General features: G+C 46.9%; 3 protein-coding genes. All 3 read left to right on the top strand.

All coding sequences use genetic code 11. The features are described 5' to 3' along the window. Positions 1 to 171 precede the first annotated feature (171 nt). On the top strand, positions 172 to 1266 hold the full coding sequence (locus AC1DUA_RS34265) for a glycosyltransferase family 2 protein (RefSeq protein WP_477503990.1): 1095 nt from the start codon (positions 172 to 174) through the stop codon (positions 1264 to 1266). Then, on the top strand, positions 1263 to 1895 hold the full coding sequence (locus AC1DUA_RS34260) for a glycerol-3-phosphate acyltransferase (protein ID WP_477503989.1): 633 nt from the start codon (positions 1263 to 1265) through the stop codon (positions 1893 to 1895). The genes AC1DUA_RS34265 and AC1DUA_RS34260 overlap by 4 nt, the downstream gene beginning before the upstream one ends. Positions 1896 to 2007: 112 nt before the next feature. Next, positions 2008 to 2328, top strand: a 321-nt coding sequence (trhA, locus tag AC1DUA_RS34255; protein WP_477503988.1) for a PAQR family membrane homeostasis protein TrhA, incomplete at its 3' end; no start/stop codon positions are given.

Genomic DNA, 2328 nt, shown 5'->3' with positions numbered 1-2328 from the left:
TGGTTGGACGACTTGACTAATGAATACATCCATGTTTGTTTCTAGTGCCATTCGCACTGGCTTAAAATCCCGCCAAAGTTCATATACATCAATACAAGCTCGAGCGCTATAGTTGAGCGAAGAGCTTCTCAGCAAGCGGCTGCGCGGAATAGGATTGAGGGGGTTTCTAGGATGTTGATTGCGGTTATTTGCGTAATCGGGTGTCTCGCCGGTTTTCTGCTTTTTAGAAAAAATGTACTTCGGCCAGGTTATGTCCCAGGCGCTGAGAAAGTGAAGCTGTCCGTCATAATTCCAGCAAGAAATGAAGCGTGCAATTTACCTCATCTGCTCCATGCGCTCAAAATACAAACCCTGGAACCCTTTGAAATTATCGTCGTAGATGATTTTTCGGTGGATGACACCAAGGAGATTGCGGAAAGCTACGGAGTTACCGTTATCTCTAATCCCAATCTGCCAGAAGGCTGGACCGGCAAGAATTGGGCTGTATGGAACGGTTATTTACATGCCACCGGGGATATGATCGCCTTTCTTGACGCCGATATCCGATTGGTTCCACGGGCATTGGAGATGTTAGTCATGGCTAGGCAGCAAGCCGGAGGTGTCATCTCGGTGGTGCCTTTCCACTATACAGTGAGTTTTGGTGAAAGGCTGGCTCTTATTTTTAATTTCTTAGGGGTATTTGCTTTCACATCACCTTTTGAGAAAGACAATCCGAATAAGGGACTGTATGGATCTTGCATTGTAACAACAAGGGAAGATTATGAAACGATTAAAGGCCACGAAAGCATTAAGGCGGAGATGTTGGACGACCTGAACCTTGGAGCAGCCTTTCGCAAAGCCGGTATCGAAGTGACGAATTACATTGGCTGTGGTCTTGTGTCCTTCCGCATGTATGCGCAGGGGATGAAAAGCCGAATCCAAGGCTTCGGTAAAGGAGCCGTACTCGGAACATCCAAGCTGAAGGGGGGAACTATCGCCCTTATTGCCCTATGGGTAGTCGGACTTATCGTGTCGGAGACGGTCTTTTTATTTATAAACACATCTTGGTGGCTCCCTTTATTTATGGGCTATTTGATCTACATGCTCCAGCTGTTCTACTTCGTTAGGTATGTAGGGAAATTTGGCTTCATCATGCCAATTCTACATATCTTCTCGACGATATTTATGGTTGTTGTCATGTTGTACTCCGTGTATCAAGTGGTATTTCTGGGCCATGTAGCGTGGAAAGGAAGAAATGTCAAAGTAGGAAGCAGGCGGGAGCTATGACCCTCGTATGGACGGCTTGCGCTTTTATATCAGGTTCTCTGATGTTTTCCTATTGGCTTGGACTCCTAGCCAAGTACAATCTCAAACAGGTTGGCGATGGCAATCCAGGGGCCTTGAATTTGTGGAAAGCAGCGGGGTATCAGATCGGGCTTGCGGGCATTATTCTCGACTTTTTAAAAGGATACCTGGTGCTGATTGGGATCCTAGGATTTCACTTGGAAAATGCGCGTGTGCAAGGTTACGCATTAATTCCTGTTGCGCTGGCACCGATTGTGGGGCATGCGTTTTCGCCACTTCTGAAAGGAAAGGGAGGCAAAGCGATTGCGGTTACTTTCGGTGTTTGGAGTGCGCTGACGAGGTTTGAGGCTTCTATCGCACTAGCGATCATTTTGGCAGTGAGCTTGGCAATAGCGAAGCTGTCGACAAGAGGCAAAACCATTTCCTCCTCGGCAGATGGTTTACAGGTAGTATTAGGTATGCTGCTTTTAGGCGTGTATTTGTATATAGGTGGCTATGTGCAAGCCATTATTTGGGTGTGGTTGGGGAATTTTCTGTTGATTACGTATAAGCATCGAAAAGAGCTAGCCTTTTATCTGACAAGAAAGCAGTCCGAACCAGGCGGCGAATAAACGCGCTAGACCGCATCTTGGCAAGGAAATAGGGGTCACTACGATCTGATTACATACTAGTCCCGACTAAGGGAAAAACTAGGAAACAATCAGAAAGGAGTGACCCCTTCGCATGGATAACAGCCTTCATTTAAAAGAGGAACGCTTAAATGCTTTAAGCCACGGAATCGGCGCGGCGCTTAGCGCCTTCGGCCTCGTACTGCTCCTTCAGCGAGCCGCCATGTTCGAGGATTTTGCTTATACAATCAGCAATGCGATTTATGGCTTATCCTTTTGCATGGTATATCTATCCTCAACACTCCTGCATTGCTCCCGCTCGCGCAAATGGGGAGAGCGTTTCGAAGTGCTGGATCATGCTGCCATTTTTATCGCTATTGCGGGATCATATACGCCATTCCTCATGATTACTTTGCAGGGTAATTTAGGCTACTCC

Source organism: Paenibacillus sp. 01T422, from assembly GCF_056398785.1.
The sequence above is the reverse complement of the archived record's forward strand: the minus strand, read 5'-3'. Positions and strand labels throughout refer to the sequence as shown.